The organism is Desulfogranum mediterraneum DSM 13871, from assembly GCF_000429965.1.
GTDB classification, from domain to species: domain Bacteria; phylum Desulfobacterota; class Desulfobulbia; order Desulfobulbales; family Desulfobulbaceae; genus Desulfogranum; species Desulfogranum mediterraneum.
Genome location: NZ_AUCW01000041.1, coordinates 1 through 15771 on the forward strand (window position 1 = coordinate 1; position 15771 = coordinate 15771).

Below are 15771 nucleotides of genomic sequence, written 5' to 3' on the forward strand. Positions count from 1 at the left end.
TTGGCAGACAACCTGGCCCAGGCTTGCCCAAGCTGCTGATTAACTGCATGGGCACCGGCACAAGTTGACCCGAGTCACATTTGGCTTTTCCCAACTTATGCTGCCAATAGGTGAGTGCATGGTAGGGGAGAGACTGGCGCCTGCAGTACTCAGCTCTGCTCAGGCCACTTCTCTGAAGAGCTTCAAGGTGTTTTTCCCAGTAACGCTTGCCCCGTGACTCCCTGGATATTGTTTGCTTACTCGTCATGGTCGCCTCCGCAAGATGAATTGGATGCGCGATTATGACATGCTGGTCTCGTTAAGAAAAGATGGGGTTTAAGAGGCGCTTACTTTTATTATCCCAGTATGTCATAAACGTTCATTCTGTACATCCTGCAGAGGGGATCATGACGAGTGAGCAGAAAATGACGAGGGGACACGGAGGCAGCGTTGCAGGGAAAAGCATCTTGAGGTTCTTCTGAAAGGTGGCCTGAGCTGAGCTGAGTACTGCTCCAGGCGTTAGTTTCTTCTCTACCTCAAGTTTCGGTTGCGCCAGACTTCGCTTGACGCAACCGAAACTTGAGTTCTACTATGCATTGGCAAAGCAAGTTGATAAATGACAAGGTGTGACTCGGGTTAACTTGCGCTAGTATCCACGCAGATAATCAACAGTCTGTTAGGTTCCTGTTGTGGAAAAGTAAAGTTGTGCTGCCCTGTCAACTCCTTCGGTGGTCATGCAAGGCTCATTTCCCTCGAAGCGTGCAATGTTTTTTAGCTGCTGAAGGATATCTCTGGGATGACAGCCTCTCATCGGTCTAGTTCCTTGAAAATGGTTTTTGATTAAATAATCAACACACTCTGGATCATAGGAAATGCTCATTTTTTTGGCATTATATTGAAAGATCCTCAAAAAAGCATCATTATCTGGGCCATCCATAAATATTTTATAAGGGATTCTTCTTAGGAGTGCTTCGTCCAAGATGTTGGTTGGGTCAAGGTTAGAGCAAAATACAAGGAGGGCATTAAATGGAACCTTGATTTTAGTTCCGTTGGGTAAAGTTAGGTAATCAATGTTTTTTTCTAAAGGTAAAATCCACCGATTAAGTATTTGTTCTGGGCTTACTCTTTGCCTGCCAAAATCATCAATAAGAAGAATGCCATTGTTACCTTTCATTTGAAGAGGACCTTCACATATTTTTGTATGCGGATTGTATCCAATTTCTAGTGATTCAAGGTCCATCTCGCCACCCACCACAACCGATGGACGTTCAATTTTCAACCAACGAGGATCGTGCTCAGATATATTGGAGTCATCATCTATCTTGTGGTGGCATTGGGGATCATAGAGCTGTATAAGTTGTCCGTCAATAAGGATAGACTGAGGGATGTAGATATGTTCTTTGAAGCATTTTGATAATCTGATGCCTATTTCAGTTTTACCATTACCTGGTTTTCCATAGATAAACATCCCTCTTCCTGAATTAATGGCTGGTCCTATCATGTTGTAAAGATCAGATGATAATTCGAGTCCTTTAAATGCATGCGTTAAGTAATCATAGGTAGGGTTTTCGTTTTTTAAAGATTGCCTTTCAACGCTATTAATATATTGTTTATAAGTAACCGGCGCCGGGCCTTGGTAGTTTGTAAATTCTCTTGCTAAAATGGCTTTTTTGTTTCCTGATTCTGTTAAAACGTAGTGAAAGTCATTAATCCCCGCGAGTGATTTATATGAAAGAATCAATCTTTGTTTGAGTTCGTAGACTATAGGCTCAAGAATATGCATGGGAAGGCAAATTATTCTTGATAATTGAACTCCGGAAAGTGAACTGTGGTAAAGTAATATTTTACATATTAAATCTTCAATAAAAACTTGTTTGAGTCCTGTGTCCTCAATTGTAGAAGGAGTAATTGGCTTGAAAGGATAGTCAGTCTTGTTATGGGATTTATTTCCTTTGCCTTTAATTAATATATCACCTATTGTATGACCCATATTCCTGCCTCTTCCCTTTCGAGTTGGATGAGTAGTGGAGTGAACAGTCAACTTAAATAGCTTCGTGTAAAATAACGGCCTAATATACAAACAAATATATTTATTTAATCATATTCTTATTTGTCAGTTGTACCAATTTTGGTTAAAGCATTTTTGGCAACTTTTAAGTTTGTCTGTGCCTCTGGATAATATTTGGGATGAAGTTTGATGGCTAGCTCAAACGCACTTATCGCCGGTATGTAATTGTTTGTACACAAAAACTCGTAGCCAATGTTGTTGTATGCTATTGAATCACTTTCTGATCCACGTTTAAAATAAACTAACGCAGTATCATGATCGCCAAGTTTAAAATAGGAAAGGGCGAGATTGTTGTATACTTTTTTGCCTTTGAGCTTTTCAGGTATGGTTTTAAGCAATGATACTGATTTGCTGTAATCTTTTAGTATATAGTAAGTTACTGCCAAATTGTTTGTAACTGTATAGTCTGTTGGCAGTAGTGATAAGGCCTTTTGAAAAAAAGTAATTGCAATCTGGTACTCTTCTCGGCTGCAATGGATTAGTCCAATAAACTCGAATGATCTGCCTAGGTCAGGGTTGAGCTCTATGGCTTGGTTGAATGCCTCTTCGGCTTTTTTGAAAGCTCCCTGGCTAAATAATATTCTGCCGAGGCCTTGGAGTGCTAAGGAGTCACCCTTGTCCTGCTCCAGTAATTTGTTATAAATGTTTTTGGCTTCAATTCGTCGGTCTTTTTTTAGCAGCAAGTTGGCCTGTTTGTGCAAAAGAGATCTGTTGTCAGGGGATTGGCCAAGTCCCTTGACATATTGCACGTACGCCCTGTTGAAATCGTTCTGGATTAAATAAAGGTCCCCTCGGGCCTCATATTCCTCAGCGGTCTTTTTCGCTTCGGGCTGACTTTCTGAGGTAATTTCTCGTTGAGCATTTTGCAAGTTGATTTGTCGCTCTAGGTCGTAACTGGAATCACCTTGAAATATGGAACAGTTGCTCAAGAGGAGGCAGGTTATGATCATGAAGATGAAAGTGCCTATTTTTGAAAACGAGTTGCAAGGCTTGATATTGTGGTAGATCATTATGCTGTTCTGTTTCCTGTGGTAAGATGTGCATTTATTTTGATTGTGAACTATCTTTACAGGTGACTGGTAATTAGTTTGAATTTTAGTACTTATTCTTTAAGTAATCTCGGTGTCATCTTGATTATTTTTTTGATGTGCTTGTCTCCTGGAAATACTTGGCTCTGCTTGACACACTTTTCAAGTGTGTATCTGTTACAGCGTGTTGAGATTATGTGCTTTCTGAATGAATCCCTGCGCATATTTTTGCGGAAAATTAATTCTCGTCAAATCACGCCCTAAAAGGATGCGGATTTTAAGGTAGGGTCTGCCTAGGGCACTCACTTTTACTAGCCTAAGGAGGCCAGGGAGGAAGTTGGCAAGTTCTTGCGCAGATTGTTGGTATCCGTCGAGGTAATAGATTGTGCTTCCTTTGTAGTTAAAATTATCAGCATTGGTAAGTCTCTTAACGTTGAAGCCGAGTAGTCGTAAGTATTCGGCGCTTCTGGCGGCCATTCCAGTGACACCATTGCCGTTTGAAAGTTCAATAGGATGATGTTTTGTCTGTTTGGAGAAAGAAGGAAGTTGGTCTGAACTGGAATTTTCTATTTTAATATTTTTCCTAAATTTATTTTTGGTCAAATATGGCCTGTTTTGCTGAGTTGTTACAGGGTATACAGCTTGTTGATAATACTTCCGGTGGCTATCCTTCAGCAGAGGGTGGAAGTTTCTGGTAAGGTTTTGGCTGCTTGTATCTTTTTTTGGTTCTGTCAATTTTTGATTTGTTCCTTTTCTTGTGGACTGGGCAGCTGCTGGATTTGCGTTAGTGTCTAGTGTTCCGAATCTTTCTGTTATCTCTCGGTGTTCTTCTTCGAGTTGAGACTTGGGGCAGAAACCATTGGTGAGTTGCAAATTATTTTTAATCCGCAGGTTGTTATCCCCTGCAAATGTTAACGCCAGTCTAAAGAAGCTCGAAGCTTTTTCAGGATTGTTGCAGATCAAAAGAGAGTAGCCGTAGTTATTGTAAGCATAGGCCTGGTCAGGGGCGCACTGTATCGCGAGTATGTAAGATTCATGGGCATGTTGGCAGTCTCCTAGGGCATCGTATGACATTCCGCTTGCATTGTAGGCTAGGCAGTTGTCGGTATCGTTTTGAATCGCTTTATTGAATTCAGATATTGCCTTCCGATGTTTTTTCCCTTTCTGGTAATATCGCCCAAGCTTGTAATGAGAGGCTGAAAGTGTGGAAAGTGGGCGAACCTTTGTCCAAAACTTCTTGGCTGCGATTTTATTTCGTACTGTGTTCTTTTCCGGATCCAGCATATTGAAATATGAAAAACTTGAATCATGAGTCGCGCAACTACTCAGGAAAATAAGGACAGGGAATAACCCCAGGGCACATATTCTCTTTATTTTATGGTCACAGCCTCTGTTTCGCATCATCCTTCTCACCTTTGAAGAATTGTTCTGAAAACTTGAATTGCAGTTGGTCCGGCAATAACTACAAACAATGCTGGGAAAATAAAGAGTATCATTGGGACTACGAGTTTAGGAGGGAGCTTGGCGGCCTTTTCTTCAAGTCTGCTGTAGCGCTTTAATCTCATCTCTTCTGCGTGGACTCGAAGAACATTAGCGACACCAGTACCATATCTTTCTGACTGAATTAACAGGCTCACCAGGTTTTCAATATCTGGCAAGTCAGTTCTTCTGGACAAGTTCCGTAGGCATTCGTTTCTCGGTCGTCCTGTTTTGAGCTCTAGTGATAATATTTGAAACTCTTTGCCTAGTTCAGGATTGGTGAGCTGAAGTTCCTTTGAAACTCTGTTGATCGCCGAATCTATCCCGATTCCAGCTTCAATGCATATCATCAACAGATCCATAGCGTCTGGAAAAGTCCTGTCTAGTTTTAATTTCCTGAAATGTGCTACAAGCCTTAGCCAAATAACAGGTATAAAAAAACTTGTATAGCAAAGAGCCATGGTGATGAGGATGTTTATATAGATGAACGTAATTTGATAAGTTAAATGGTAAGCGACAAAAAACAGAGCCGGAGAGAGTAAGAGTGTATATCTCATTATCTGGTATGCTCTAATGCTAATAGGGTCATATATTCCAGCTCTTTGGTAGAATAGAGGCGTGTCGGAGTATATTCCAATATTTAAATTGCTCTTTTTCTTTAAAAGGGTAAAGTGTTTTGTGATTCGTTCGCTAAAGGTAACTGGTTTTTTATCAAGTAATTCCTGACGATTGCCAGGAGAAGATTTTTTGATCCATTTTTTTGTCCGATTGTAAAGGTTTTTTTCACTATTTCTTTGGTTTATAAATGATAATGTTAAAAAAGCTATCAATATTATTATAATAAACGTAGCTATTGGTAGTATTATTGCCAACGTATCAGGTTTAATATTAAGCATCTAATTGCACCATTCTGTAGATTATTAGAGACCCAATAGACATAAGTGATATTGAGGTTAGGATCAGGTAGGGGCCGTATGGATCCGTTGTGAGTATTTTGATGTATGAAGGCGAGATTATGAATAAGGCAATCCCAGTAATGAATGGTAGTGATAGGAGGATTTTTGCAGATAACTTTACCTCTGCGCTTAAAGTTTTTACTTTTTCACGAAAACGAAATTTCTTTCGTATTATCTCAGAAATTTTTTCAAATACTTCAACAAGGTTGCCTCCTGTCTCTCTTTGGATAATGACGGAGGTGACGAAAAATCTCAATTCAAGGGAATCAATTCTATTCGCAAGGTTTCTCAGGGCAGAATCAGTATCCATGCCAAAATTGATTTCCTCTACCAGGCGACCAAATTCTTCACCGACCGGAGCTGCCAATTCTTGGGCGACAATATTGAAACTTGCCAAAATGGAACTTCCTGCTTTGAGAGAGTAGCCCATGAGATCGAGGGCATCTGGGAATAGAGCTTCAAACTGTGCCCACCGTTTCTTTCTACGATAGAAGAGGTAGAGTAATGGACTCATGCCTGCTATCACAGTAAAGAGGATCGGGAAAATATAGGACTGTGTCAGGAAGAGAGTGGCCAGGTAGGTGCTGACAGCGATAAGAAGAGAGCTGAGGATAAAAACGCTCGCCAATATTTTCAATCCCCCCTGCTGCAGTAATTTATCTAAACGATGGGTCAGGGGAAAGGCTGCCAGGGTATTGTTGATAAAATTAATTTCAGAAAATTTTCTTTTACCTGTAATATCAATGGGTCTGGCCAAAGATTCTCTGGCTGAAAAACGATCTGCAGCAGATTGTGCTGTCCGAGCAACAGGTTTGAGAAAAAGCGTGTAGGCTAACTCAAAAATAATGACTATCAGGAAAAAGAGGATCACAGTAAATACTATCTCCATGCGTTATCTCCTATGAGGTCAAGTCAAAATCACTTTCCGGTACTGCCACTCCCATTTGAACGAAGCGTTCAAAAAATTTAGGCCGAACCCCTTGAGCCTTGAATTCGCCGACAACGGCACCCTCTTTATCTATTTCTATTTTGTTGTAGGCGTAAATTTCCTGCATGGTTATTACGCTTCCCTCCATGCCGGTAATTTCTTGCAGGCTCACTATCTTTCTGGTGCCGTCCACCAGTCTTTCCACTTGGACGATAACATCTATTGCAGAACTGATAAATTTTTTGATGTAATCGCTGGGGAGGTTAAAACCTGCCATGTTTACCATGGTTTCAATACGCAGCAAGGCGTCTACAGGTGTGTTGGCATGTATTGTCGTCAGTGAACCGTCGTGCCCGGTATTCATTGCCTGCAGCATGTCTACCGCCTCTGCTCCACGAACTTCACCAACTATTATCCGGTCGGGCCGCATGCGTAGGCTGTTGCGCACCAAGTTACGTTGGGTGATTTCCCCCTGGCCTTCGATGTTTGGTGGCCTGGTTTCCAGTCGGACCACATGTTCTTGTTTTAACTGTAGTTCGGCAGAGTCCTCAATCGTTACTACCCGCTCATCGGGCGAAATAAATTGAGACATCACGTTTAAGAGGGTGGTCTTTCCAGATCCTGTCCCTCCTGAAATCAGGACATTAAGCCTTGCCTTGACAATTGAACTGAGAAGTTCTGCCAACACAGGGGAGGCTGTCTGAAGCACCAACAGATCTTTGAGTGTAAGGGGGTCCACGGAAAATCTTCTGATGGAAAGACACGGTCCATCAAGTGCAAGTGGCGGGATAATTACATTGACACGTGAGCCGTCAGCAAGACGGGCATCCACCATGGGTGAGGCTTCATCGATTCTTCTGCCGACAGCGGAAACTATCTTTTCAATGATACGCATCAGGTGGGCGTTGTCCTTGAAACGAACCTTAGTTTTTTCTATTTTTCCGTAGCGTTCAATGTAGATCTGGTTGTAGTCATTGACAAGGATGTCAGAGATGGATGGGTTTGCAATCAGATCTTCCAGAGGGCCCAGTCCGATCACTTCATTCTCTATTTCTTTCAGGAGTCTGCTTCGCTCATTGCTGTTAAGGGGGATCTTGGCAATGGATTTGTCGGTTAAGACATTTTCTGTAGCCAGGTTGATCTCTTTCCTTAATCGGGATTCTTCAATATTCTCGAGCAGAGAGAGGTCGATTATTTTAGTGAGACGATCATGGATATCGGCTTTTAGCTGAAAATATTCATCAGTAATACCAATGTCGTTGAATCTCTCTTTCTCCTCATCCCTGATCGTAGAGGTATGCTGCGCATCTTCAAGATTTTTTAGTATTTCAGCTAATTCCACTGCAACTCCTCCGTCTTGAGATTTAATTGAACAACCGGAAAAAGCCTTTTGGTTCCGTGCTGGGGTTTTCGACTAAGGATGCCGCAAGGTTCCTGTAAGCTGCAGTAACGCTGGATCTCTTTGAAAGTTCAGAAAATACCTTGCCATTATTGACGGTTTTCATGGCCAGGGAATAATCGTTAGGAATGGTCAACTCGATTTGACTGCCGAGTATCTTTTGTGATTCAGACAGACTGATTTGAGATTTTTTTTCGTAACGATTGGCTATGACTTTAACCTTGCCATTGGTCAAACTTCCGGCTGCGGACAACGAATCCCGAATTTTTCTTACGTTGATCAGGCAGGGTAGGCTCAGCGTCGATATAAGATAGACTGATTCCGACTCTGCAAATATTTTGTACGAATCATCCCCTAGATACATCCCGCAATCAATGACGATATAATCAAAGAATTGCCTAATGGCCCTGAGTAGTTGGAATAAAGAGTTGGTAGAGAGGTGGGTTGCAGTGTCGATCCTTTCGGGAGCAGGCAGCACAAAAACGCCTGAGCTATGCTTTGCCATGGCACTCTGCAGGTAAGCGCCATCAAGGCGGCCCAGGTTTCTGCTGATTTCCTCCCAGTTCGTTTCCGATTCAATGTCAAGGAACAGGCAGACTTCCCCTATCAGTCTGTTCATGTCTATCAGGGCAACCAGGCTATCACTGGACCGGTTTTTTATACTTGTTGCCAGGTTTACAGCAAAGGTCGTGGTACCGACTCCGCCTTTTGCCCCAAGAATACTGTACATCTTGCCAAGATGGCCTGGTTCCTTGCCGTGCGATTTCTTTGTTAGGTGGTCGACCAAAATGCTATTAACTGCATTGATCACCTCATTTTCTTTGATGGGTTGGGCAAAAAACTCCTTAGCTCCTGCCCTGAGCGCCGGTAAGAGTACATCTGTTGTGGTCTTGGCGGAAGTGAGGAAAAGGTTGCCTACCACGTTTTCCTTGAGAAGCAGGCTAATGGTTTCAAGTTCCTTGGCTGGATCACTGCCAATTTCAAGCACCAGGATGTCTACCTTTTCGGCATTAAGATTGTTTTGCAGATTAGCGCCATCGATATTTTCAATTATTCTGGTAAAGTTTTTGGTGACTTCAGGAGTCTTGGTAACAAGCTGGACCGAAAGTTTTGGCTTTGATGTAGTCATAATAGATTATCAAGTACCTCCAAAGTCTTTTGTTTTCCAGATGTAACGGCGCATAGGAATCACTCGACCAGTCTTGGGATTTTCGCAAAGATGCCGAAGTTCTCTCCGCCGCTTTTTCCTTTTGGCTCATGTACTAAGCAGTCTGGAAGAAAAAACATATTTTTCTTTTGGTACATATCTTCGTAGTCTTGATCCGTCACCGGCGGGCCGGTGACATTTTGCAGCTTGTAAAAATCAACAAACGACTTCCAGCAGAAGAAGCCGTCGCTGTTGTCGCAGGTCCATGGTGTCCCGCCGTTAACGGTCATCTCCCTGGGGACATCATTGTAGTGGGGGTCATTTTTGTGGACAATCCAGATGAGATTGATGTTGACAGCACCAATTAACTTTGAGCAGTTGCTCACGTTGTTTGCAGGGCATTCAATGACCGGCAGGGTCAGGTTCCAGTTGACTGTTTTTCCCGTGGCAGCCTCCCAGCAGTCATAGAGGTCATCCAGGGTACTGTCCTGAACGCCACCTGTTGTACCTATCCCTTGGCCAAATTCTACCTGATGTTCGTTGCCGTTTTCACAGATGAGATCCCTCATGTCACTTGAACTGGCAGTATCACAGGGTTGGCTGAAGTTGGTCCAGCCGCCGCTGTTGTGGGTTGCCGCATTGCCCCCGCTGTTCAGCATTCTGCCCATGTTGCAGGTGTATGCCCCTGATGGATCAGTTATGGATTCTTTGCAGATGGCAATCGGCTGTACGAGTTCTGTGGGATACAGGGTGCCTGCAAAGCCGATGTAGGCGACCGCATCTGAGTTGACAAAGACCTGGTCAACACCTAGGAAATTTGCGAAAAATGATGGGGTATCTGTTCTGCTGGTCAGCACTCGCACTGCATTGATAAATCCAGTGTCCAGGTCCAGCTCGCTAAAGGTGCGTTCTTCCCATTCGATCTGGGTGGTTGAGGGGTTGGCTGTAAATTCCCGATTTGTAAAGGACCAGTGTCCAGTCTCGACCACAATTTCAGCTACCTGCTCGCTGCCGGTCCTGTTTGCTGCTGATATCCTGGTTGCCTCGTCGATGGCTGTCTGCACCATAAGGTTTCCGTCCTCATCAAGAAGCATGGCAGCTCCGGCAAGGGATCCCGCGTCAGCAGCATTCTGTAACTCGTTGCGAACTCCATAGAGATGGCCGACATCTACGGCAAGAACGGTAATCATGAAGAGAAAGGTGACGACCAGGCCGGCATAAACCGCCGTAGCTCCATGTTCGTTAGCAAGTAAGTGTTTTGGTAGATATCTCATTTCAGGTGTATCCTATTCCATTCGCATTCGGGTAGTTCCCACTATGGGTATTTCGCCTGTAAATGACTCTCCGAGCAGGTTCATCATGTCAGGAAAAACAAGGAAGTTGTAACCATAGGTAACTGTAATTATAACGTCTCCGCCTGATTCCGGGTTCCCGGGGGTAGTTGGTCCTTCGTAGGCGATGTCGATATCTCCATCTGAAATCTCGGTACTCCCGGAACTGCCAAGGTTAATCAGGTAGCCATTGGCATAATCCTTTACTACGGTTTTTATTTCATCGACACTGAGAGGGAGGTAGTCGGTGCCGCTGGTGTTGTAAACAATCGCCGCGCGAGCAGCCTCTCTGGATGCATTGGTTATGACCGCCTTGTCAAACAGGAGTAAGGCAAATTCAATGACACCTAGAGTCAGCACAAAAAGTAAAGGCGCGATCAGGGCAAATTCCACTGCGCTAACACCTTTTTCTGAATGAAGCATGGGGCCCTCCATTTTTTACTTTTTCTGCATGCCTTCAAAGACGACAGAGTATGTTTTGGTTTCTGCTGGAGCAGTTTTAAAACTATTTTGATATCGTTTTATGGTGCTGTCGGCAACAGTTCCGGTAAGGCCGAGGGGTACGCCGCTGTTAAGGCCAGCATTTGGGTTATGCAGTTGAGCTTTCGTAGCCAGTTCGTACGATGTTCCAAAGAAGGTGCTCACTGGAGTTTCTTGGCGGGCGCAGCCGATGAAGGTTGCAAGTGCAAATCCTGTCAGTAATCCCACGTATACATATTTAGTCATTTTGGTACTCCGTTACACAGTTGAAAAAGCCAATTTTTTGATCAGTAACTATTGGGTAGTTCAAGCGCTTACTGAGGTATGATGTATCCGAAATCGCCTTCAATATTGTGCTTCGAGTTCCTTGTTACAGTGCCTCCAGTCGGGCCTGCGCTGCGTGCTTGGTTTTTCTCGAGCATGCCAAGCATGAGGAGTTCAAAAGGTGTCGGATCTTGAAAGGAATCAGTGGGCAAGGGGATTTCGTCGGCATCGACTGGTTTGACCAGGTGCGGAGTGACGATAACCACCAGTTCAGATTCGTCTTTCTGGTACCTTGTGCTTCTGAACAGCGCTCCCAGTATCGGTATGTCCCCTAAAATCGGGAACTTTTTAACGGATTCTCTGACATAGTTTCTCATGAGCCCTGCAATGGCGAAACTTTGATTGTCCTTCAGCTCAACAACAGTCGACATGCGCCTGGTGTCGATGGACGGCACCACGTAGCCGGCATATGAAATGGTTCTGGTGAAATCCAGCTCTGATACCTCCGGGGAGACGACCAGTGAAATCGTATCTCCGTCCAGGACCGTAGGCGAGAAGTTCAGGCCGACTCCAAAGGGTTTCCACTCTATGGAGAATCGATCAAAGGCCTGGGCAACGGGAAATGGGAATTCGCCTCCTGCCAGAAAACTTGCGTTCTGTCCGCTTTGGGCAATGAGGGTGGGCTTGGCCAGGATGTGCAGCAGGCCGTCCTCCTGCAGGGCGTCAATGGTCACAATGATGGGATCGCCACCAAGAAAACCGAGTACAGCGTTGACAGAATTAGAAACCTCAAGGCCGTTTCCCGGCCAGCCCTCAGCAGGAATTCTGGTCAGGCTGTCCAGCATGCTGAGTCCAAAGCCACTGTCTCCTTCCCAGGAAAAGTTTATTCCAAGTTGGTTGCCTACGGACTTTGATATTTCTGCAATTCGAACTTCCAGCATGACCTGTTGGATTCCACCAACCTGCAGGAGGTTGACGACCTTTTTGGGGGCATAGGCCTCGGCAAGGGTCAGGATCTTTGACAAGGTGACAGATCCTGTTACAGTTCCGGTCAAGGTGACATAATCGCCCGATGATCTTACCATCACATTTTCATTGGGAAATATCTCAAACAGGCTTTTTTTGAGTCCAGTGACATCAGAGGTAACAATGACTTCAAAGTTTCCTATGATCCTGTTCTCTTTGTCCCATAGTGTCAGCTGGGTCGTGCCTATGGTTTTGCCGCTCACAAATACCCATTTAGGTGATTGGGTTTTTGAGTATATTAATTCTGCGACTTCGGGGTTGACAATGTGTGCCCTGTGAATCACCTGTGAAGATCTTAATTTGGCGAGTTTGTTGACGAGCAGATTGATTGGTCTGCCTGCGTCTGTGTTGATAACGATATCTGACCCGCCGCCGGCCTGGACAAAACCTGGAGCTAGCCAGAGCAGATAAAAAAAAGAGGAGATAAGCGTAAATGCGTTTAAGCTTCTTTTGAGTTCTCTGTTCATATCCTGTTTCCTTTATTGGTGGCGGTCCATATTCAGTCTGCTGACATTGTTGCCGTTCATGACTTCAATTACCAGCTGCGGCCTGAATCTTGGTTTTTTTGCAGGTTTAGGGGCAGTTTTTGCCACCTTCACCGGCCTGTTGCTAGCCGTGGCGTAGGACTTTAAGAGGGATGATACGGTGGTACCTTTGGTTAACACCTGGTCATTGTCTGTGTATCCTCTGAGTGCTAACTGGATTCTGCCCTGGTTTACGGCCAGGGCAAGTTTCTCTGCCTCTTCCAGGTCAACCTCAAGGGTCACCACGGTCACTTTCTTCGCTTTTTTTTCGTTTGACTCTTCTGCCTGGGTGCCTATGGAGAGGACAGGGATGTTTTCGAGTACGGTCTTGGTTATTTGCCTGCGTTTTTCCCCTGGTTTTTCCAGGGAGACGAGCACATCGACCAAGTGACCTGGCTGCAGGAAACCGGCAACGCCTATAACGTCATCCACCTTGACGGCCATCGCTCTTTTCTGTGATTGGATGAGGGCTGCCATTCCGCCCTTGGTAACATCAAGCGGAGCGAGTGCAGATTCAAGTACGGGTTCGGTCGTTTTGATCTCTTTGAGGACAACTCTGCCGACGAGTTGAGCAAGAGTGGGGAAGTTTCCTACAGGGGCGGTAGCTTTAAGATATGAAGCTAATCGTAGATCTTGTTCTTCTATCTTGTCGCCCCGCCCGAGTGGCTTCAGTGCTACTGCTATTTCAACAGTCTCTTGGCTGGGGGCGACAATTTTGCCTGTTTGCTTTTCGTTTAGTTTGTGGTAAAGAGTGTAGCTTATGATTGATGCTGCAACAAGTGCGATAACAAGAAAGATAGTTCTGGTCATTCTGTGCATCTGAAGCCTCCGTCTTTGTTGTGCTGCTATCTATTCATTTGTCCTGCTCTTTGATTGATTAGTTTGCGGTAGCTATGAACGAGTATGTGAAGAATAGGTACACCCCTGTTGCGATAGCTACTCCGTATGGGACGCCTGCTGACTTCAATTTTGGATCCTTGAAGGAGACATTGGACAAGTGTCCTTGTGTTAAAAGAAGTATAGATGAGGAAAAAAACAAACGCAAGGTGCGTTTTAGGGTCTTGCGGCGAATTGTCAAGAGTAATGCTATTACTCCGCCTGTTAAGGTGATGAATAATATTGAAATTAAAGTGTTTTTCCAGCCGAGTGCCGCGCCGACAGCACTCATCAGCTTTACGTCACCGGCACCCATTCCTCCGGTTGCGTAGGGGATGAGGAAGAGGGCGAAGGCAGTGAGCATGCCCATGGTGCTAAAGAGTAAGCCGTTGGTGCCGGCAGAGAGGAAATGGAAGGTGATGGCGGTGATGAGGGTTGGAAAGGTGAGGAAGTTCGGAATCCGCCTGAAGCGATAATCAAAGACGGCGCAGATGAATAATACGATAAGAAGCGCGAAGTAGAAAAAAAGAGGGTTGGTACTAAGTTGGGGAGCGTTGATCATGGTCAATGGTCTCCATTTTTAAATAGCCAGCTTAGCTCTTGGGTGCACCTCCTGGCAGGGCTTTCCTTGGAGAAGGTGTGAATGTTATGTGCATTGTAATTGCTTGCTGCAAGTTGCTTGGATGAGGTCTGTTGTTGAGGGGTAATCACTTGGCCTGTCTTCTCGGGATGCACCCTCAGGTGCTCACAAATGATTACCCCTGGTGTTGTTTACGTCATGGCCGGCTGTTTACTGGCTGTTCGCCGCACCCTCTACTAGGTGATTTCCAATATTGGTAAATATGTTTCCGAGTGCCGGGCCTCCGACTTGAAGGCCACCGATGATCAGTACAGAGAGCAGTCCTGCTATCAGTCCGTATTCTACTGCGGTTACACCCTCTTCTTCAAGTAAGAACTTCTTGATTTTTTCCATGACAGTCTCCTTGTGATAAGTGGTGTTTCGGTAGCCCCTTCAATTCCTGCACCGAAAAGTAGACGTGTTCGCCGCTTCCCCTTTGCCGGTGTTCTTGTCATCAGCCTGAGGGTCCAGCTGTGAACAGGTTTGATTTTCTTAATGCAAGGTGTGTTCCATATGCGAGTTTTGGCTTTTGTTCTTTTGTTTTTTCTGTTTTATTGTGTGATAACGGGAGGTAATTGAACCAGTGAAAGGTGCGAAGGAAGACTTGGCGGCATTGTTGATGGGTAAACAGGGCAGGCAGGGAGAGGTGTTTACGGGCTAAAGGAGCAGAAAGATTGAATATTAATTGTTCTGCAACTTGTCAAGATTAATTAAGCTTACAAGGTGTGTTACACTATTTATTCTTATAATTATCGATTGTTAATAATAGTCCCTCTCTTGAGGGGGGCAGTGATATAAGTGTTGTGACCACTTATTTTTTCCGAATTTATGGAACTGGTGTCTGTTTTTTTCCGTAATTATGTAAGATGTTGTTCCTGCTGTTGAACGTTTGTATTTTTGCTGTAATAATCAATAACTATCGGGACAGGAGAGTGATAGTACACCTTCTGATTGTTGCTGGAAGATTCCTGCCTGTTCGTTATGCCCGGAGATTTTGACCTTAGCAAAATTGTCAATAAAGTCTTTTTGTTTTAAATGGTTGCTGCAGTACTTCTGGTTTGTGCCTGCTGTAATTTTACCCAGATCAATGTTGAGGTCGATGTCCCTGTATACCGACTAGGCAAAGTTACCCTTTGGCTAAAATTTTTATATTTATCAAGAACTCAACCTGTTTTTCTCCAGAATAACGGAAAAAGCATCGCTGCCAACTCAAGGCTACCTTGGAAAATTAACCTTTCTTCCAATCTGTACGTTATATCGGAAATCTTATCCTCGGAATATCTGTTTTATGCCTACGGTTAAATTTTATCCATGCCTTGATATTGATTAAGTATCTCATCTTACAAACTACTTTTTAAGGGTTCCTTGAAAATTAAATACAGTAATTCGCAGCATCTTGACAGTTAACTTGCTGTTTTTGCATAAATTTGGTACAATTCTGTCGATTTGAGATCAAGCGGTAACCTTACTCGATGGAGACAACCATGATTCAGCCCGGCTTTTTCGATCTGCAGGATAGATTGCTCAAAATTGACAAGAATGGTGACCCCCTCGCTAGGCTGAATGAGGTTATTGATTGGGAATTGTTCCGACCGGCTATCGAAAAAGTCCGCAATAAGAAACGAAAGTCAAACGTTGGCCCCAGAGGATACGATGCGATATTGCTG

The 15771-nt window shown here is 44.2% G+C and carries 15 protein-coding genes and 1 pseudogene; 1 reads left to right on the plus strand and 15 read right to left on the minus strand.

The features are described from left to right. The 15 genes from tnpA to G494_RS0114085 all read right to left on the minus strand — a co-directional run. A partial coding sequence (tnpA, locus tag G494_RS27430) for an IS66 family insertion sequence element accessory protein TnpA (protein WP_332307530.1) occupies positions 1-247 on the minus strand: 247 nt, incomplete at its 3' end. A 408-nt stretch (positions 248-655) separates the two neighbouring features. Beyond that, positions 656-1969, minus strand: coding sequence for an AAA family ATPase (locus tag G494_RS26885; RefSeq protein WP_153305880.1), 1314 nt, complete (start codon positions 1967-1969; stop codon positions 656-658). A gap of 116 nt (positions 1970-2085) precedes the next feature. Next, complete coding sequence (locus G494_RS0114030; protein WP_028585051.1) at positions 2086-3057, minus strand: tetratricopeptide repeat protein; 972 nt, start codon at positions 3055-3057, stop codon at positions 2086-2088. A 195-nt stretch (positions 3058-3252) separates the two neighbouring features. Then, the gene (locus tag G494_RS0114035; RefSeq protein WP_028585052.1) at positions 3253-4479 is read right to left on the minus strand and encodes a LytR C-terminal domain-containing protein; all 1227 of its coding nucleotides are present in this window, start codon (positions 4477-4479) and stop codon (positions 3253-3255) included. 5 nt (positions 4480-4484) lie between these two features. Continuing rightward, the gene (locus G494_RS25600) at positions 4485-5450 is read right to left on the minus strand and encodes a type II secretion system F family protein (RefSeq protein WP_051305709.1); all 966 of its coding nucleotides are present in this window, start codon (positions 5448-5450) and stop codon (positions 4485-4487) included. After that, positions 5443-6399: a type II secretion system F family protein gene (locus tag G494_RS0114045; RefSeq protein ID WP_028585053.1), complete on the minus strand. Its 957-nt coding sequence runs from the start codon at positions 6397-6399 to the stop codon at positions 5443-5445. Before G494_RS0114045 ends, G494_RS25600 begins: the two co-directional genes overlap by 8 nt. A gap of 10 nt (positions 6400-6409) precedes the next feature. Continuing rightward, on the minus strand, positions 6410-7726 hold the full coding sequence (locus tag G494_RS23600; protein ID WP_051305714.1) for a CpaF family protein: 1317 nt from the start codon (positions 7724-7726) through the stop codon (positions 6410-6412). Positions 7727-7802: 76 nt separating this feature from the next. Beyond that, on the minus strand, positions 7803-8966 hold the full coding sequence (locus G494_RS0114055; protein WP_028585054.1) for an AAA family ATPase: 1164 nt from the start codon (positions 8964-8966) through the stop codon (positions 7803-7805). Positions 8967-9025: 59 nt separating this feature from the next. Next, complete coding sequence (locus G494_RS23605; RefSeq protein WP_084456852.1) at positions 9026-10258, minus strand: TadG family pilus assembly protein; 1233 nt, start codon at positions 10256-10258, stop codon at positions 9026-9028. Positions 10259-10270: 12 nt separating this feature from the next. Continuing rightward, positions 10271-10738, minus strand: a complete 468-nt coding sequence (locus G494_RS23610) for a TadE/TadG family type IV pilus assembly protein (protein WP_051305711.1) — start codon at positions 10736-10738, stop codon at positions 10271-10273. 15 nt (positions 10739-10753) lie between these two features. Continuing rightward, entirely contained in the window at positions 10754-11041 is a 288-nt protein-coding gene (locus tag G494_RS26890) for a hypothetical protein (RefSeq protein WP_153305881.1), read from the minus strand. Between the two features lie 68 nt (positions 11042-11109). Then, the gene (locus G494_RS23615) at positions 11110-12552 is read right to left on the minus strand and encodes a type II and III secretion system protein family protein (protein ID WP_051305712.1); all 1443 of its coding nucleotides are present in this window, start codon (positions 12550-12552) and stop codon (positions 11110-11112) included. Positions 12553-12564: 12 nt separating this feature from the next. Further along, positions 12565-13428, minus strand: coding sequence for a Flp pilus assembly protein CpaB (gene cpaB, locus G494_RS0114075; RefSeq protein WP_035246657.1), 864 nt, complete (start codon positions 13426-13428; stop codon positions 12565-12567). A 58-nt stretch (positions 13429-13486) separates the two neighbouring features. Continuing rightward, on the minus strand, positions 13487-14047 hold the full coding sequence (locus G494_RS23620; RefSeq protein WP_051305713.1) for an A24 family peptidase: 561 nt from the start codon (positions 14045-14047) through the stop codon (positions 13487-13489). A 228-nt stretch (positions 14048-14275) separates the two neighbouring features. Continuing rightward, positions 14276-14458 carry a Flp family type IVb pilin gene (locus G494_RS0114085; RefSeq protein ID WP_028585056.1) on the minus strand — a complete coding sequence of 61 codons (183 nt, stop codon included), beginning with the start codon at positions 14456-14458 and terminating at the stop codon, positions 14276-14278. Positions 14459-15588: 1130 nt separating this feature from the next. Here G494_RS0114085 and G494_RS27435 point away from each other — a divergent pair. Beyond that, positions 15589-15771, plus strand: a pseudogene (locus G494_RS27435) (IS5/IS1182 family transposase); the annotation flags it as partial.